Below are 2801 nucleotides of genomic sequence, written 5' to 3' on the forward strand. Positions count from 1 at the left end.
GCGACGTGCTTGCGATCTGGGCGCCGACCAGGACGCACGGCCCAGCGGTGCGCGTTGGCCAATAGCTGCTCGCGGATGTCTGGCGGGTAGTTGTSGGCAGTGGACAAGGCGGGTATGGGCTTGCCCGGCAGGCCGGCCTCGCGGATGACCTTGGGCCAGCGCGGTCGCCAGCACAGCAGCAGCGATGCCCAGTGGGACAAGCCGAGGATGATGAAAGCCGGCGAAATCATCAGGCAGCCGACCCAGATGAGGGGACCGCCTTCGCGCAGGAAGGGCCCCAAGGCCTCGAACTGCGCGATGAAGGCTTGCCACGGCAGCGGCAGTTGCGAGCTGATGCGTGGTTCTGGGATAGCCGACAGGCCGCCCTCGTCCATGTAGCGGCGGATGAATTCCCATTCCGCCTGCAAATCCGCCTCACCGCTGCTTTGCTTGCCGACAAAGGCTATGACGGGAAAGGGCAGCGGCGTGTCGTCGGCGAACCAGCCGAGAAGCAAGCGCTGGCCGGCGACTTCCATCGAACTGACGCCCTCCCAGGGCACAACGACAATCCCTCCACAGCTAGGAGGGCGATGCAGATAGACCTGCTGCGTGACACGGTTGAAGCGGATCAGCAGATGGCGGGAGGTCAGCACTTCCAGTCGCGTGAAGCGAAAGGCGTATTTGAAATAGAACCAGAGGGGGACTCCGGAAAGGAGCGTTCCGAATATTGCCATGATGATGTCGCTGGCAGTTAGTGCCCTGCCAAACACGGTTTCGTTGCCCATGATAACGGCCCAGAAGATGGGCAAGTCCATATCAATCCAAATGCCAAACAGCAGATAAATGACGGCACCTGAAACAAGAGTTACCAGACCGCGCTTATCCTCCATGCCGCCAGAACGCATTTCCAGATAGATGTCGTTGCAGGCATAGACCGGACCTCGCGTCTTGGCCTGTGCGAACCGTTTTGCCGCCTGATTCGCTTTGTCTTCGGCCACGGACTCTTCATAGACGGGCTCCACGACCGGTCGGCTTGGACCAGGGTCCTCCACATTTTTCTTGTACCACTCATCGGACTTGATATTGCCCAGCCACATGATCCACTCGGCGAAATACATCAAAGCACCTCTTGCAGTCCGCCGTAGAGCCCGGCAAGTTCTTGTGCCGTATCCTTGTACAGCTTTTCCCCATTGAACTTGGGTCCACGATATATCGTCCGCTTGCACCATTTCTGCAGGGCATCGTCATCGAAAATCGCGATAAGCACAGTGACGACAATTGTCACCCAGGTGCCACGGAGCAATATTCTTCGCATCATTAGAGCGACAGCTTCCTTACCCAGGTAGGCCGCTATGTTGGCGAGGAAGTTAATCCCAGAGAACCAGCGAGTATTTATCGCACGTTCGGCTAGCAACTTGAACATCGGTCCGGCCGCTGCAAATGCGATGCCGGCTTGACTCGCTATCATGGCGATTGATACCGCGAAGCGGATTCGATAAGCCATCCACAGCAGTGTATTTCCCTGTTTTTCAGCTTCGACGCCATCGGACCAGTCGTACCTAACGAGATAGATGCCCGCTGTCGTAGCCAGCGCGCCACCCCACAACTTGAGTCCACCAAGAAAGACGGTAGCGCCCACGCCCGTCGTACTGGCGGCGGCATATTGGCGCAACACGATCTCCGTGCCGCAGGCCAACACCTCCAGACCGGCCGCGAAGGTTGTTATTGCGGCTGCGGCCAACTCCGCTTTTTCCTTTTCGTCCTTGGTCCCTTTGAGCCACTTATGGCCGAGCAGGGCGGCCTCGAACACAAGCAGCCAGCCACTGGCGCGCACTTTGTAGAATTCACTGGAGCGGGCGTCCACCAGTTCGGTGGCGAAGGCGAAGTTGACATTGCGCTTCACGTGCGCGCGCAAGACCTTGGGGTCGGCGCTGCGCCCGATCGCCTGTAGTTCCTTGAGCCGCAGTTTGACGGCTTGCTTGCCGATGCCGGCGGCCAGCAACGAGCGGCTGAAACCGTGGACGAACCACTCCATGCCCTTGGGCGCGTGGCGCAATGTCTGACGCCCCAGGCTGGTGTACCAGGCGAGTGCGCCGCCGGCGAGCCTGGCATGGCCGGCCTTTTCCATTTCCTCGTACAGCCCGTTGGCCTTGTCGAACATGTCCCCCAGGGTCTTGGCGCGCTCCAGGCCTTTGCCGGTGTAGTCGTAGATATCGTGCTCGGTGACGGGCAGCGGCGCGGCTTTGGCCGCTTCCCTGGTGCGCTCCATCTCCGCGAGGATGTCGCTCTGGTTCAGCGCGAAGCCTCGCAGGGCAAGATTGGCGCGGTCGGTGGTGTTGCCCTCCCACCATGTCTGGATGATGTCGGCGGTGGCCTTGCAACCCTCCGCGCCCAGGACGCACAAGCCTGTCTGGCCGGAAAAGTGCCAGCCGTTCGACGGGTCCCGGTTGTCGTAGACATCCAGGGCCGCGAGCAACTGCTCGCTCTGCAGCCATTTGTGGTGGTCGTTGGAGCGGCCTTCGGCCATGGCTTCCAGCGTCTTGCACTGCTGCTCGAAGGCGGCCAGGTTGGCTTTCATGGCCTGAACCTGCAGGGCGGCCTGCGGGTCCGGGGGATTGACGTACCTGGTCTCGAATCGATTGCGGTATTCACCGCTGTCGAGCTTCGCCTGCACCCGTGCACGGATGGCCGCCTCGTAGTTCTTCATGTGTTGCTCGGCGGCCTGTTCCCAGCGGGCCTCCTGCTCCGCGTCGAGCACCCAGCCGCGGGTCATGGCGGCGCCGGGGTCTTCGATCTTGGCGCGCTCGATGTCGATGTAGTGT

At 60.9% G+C, this 2801-nt stretch carries 2 protein-coding genes; both read right to left on the bottom strand.

All coding sequences use genetic code 11. From position 1 onward, the window contains the following. The coding region (locus AC1DK4_RS40530; RefSeq protein WP_477132259.1) for a DUF6708 domain-containing protein at positions 1-1097 on the bottom strand (1097 nt) is incomplete at its 3' end. Then, positions 1097-2801: hypothetical protein (locus tag AC1DK4_RS40535; protein WP_477132260.1), on the bottom strand; the 1705-nt coding region annotated here is incomplete at its 5' end. The genes AC1DK4_RS40535 and AC1DK4_RS40530, both read right to left, overlap by 1 nt.

Source organism: Cupriavidus sp. 05N38, from assembly GCF_056397345.1.